The 311-nt window shown below is 72.0% G+C and carries 1 pseudogene; it reads right to left on the bottom strand.

Annotation, left to right across the window (positions count from 1 at the left end):
• Positions 1–311 (bottom strand): annotated as a pseudogene (locus L687_RS0122235) (sensor histidine kinase); the annotation flags it as partial.

Genomic DNA, 311 nt, shown 5'->3' with positions numbered 1-311 from the left:
CGCATAGGTCGTGGTGCCGGTGTGCAGCAGCGGAGCGGTCACCACCACGGCGAGGACCACGACGCTGAGCAGCAGCGCCCACCGCAGGCGCATCACGAATCCGGCGAGCAGCCACAGCGGGAAGGCGAGCCACACGAACTCCGGCGAGACCACGACCGCGCCGAGCCAGATGAGGGTCAGCCCGAGCAGCCACCAGGTCGCGAGGCGACGGTCGGCGGTGCGTTCGCCGAGCAGCAGACCGCCGCCGTACCAGCCGAGGAAGACGAGCGAGAGAGCGAGGACCCACGGCAGCGGCACACCGTCCGCCGCGG

Source organism: Microbacterium maritypicum MF109, assembly GCF_000455825.1.
GTDB classification, from domain to species: domain Bacteria; phylum Actinomycetota; class Actinomycetes; order Actinomycetales; family Microbacteriaceae; genus Microbacterium; species Microbacterium maritypicum_A.
Note: the sequence above shows the minus strand (reverse complement) of the source record. Positions and strands in the feature narration are given on the sequence as shown.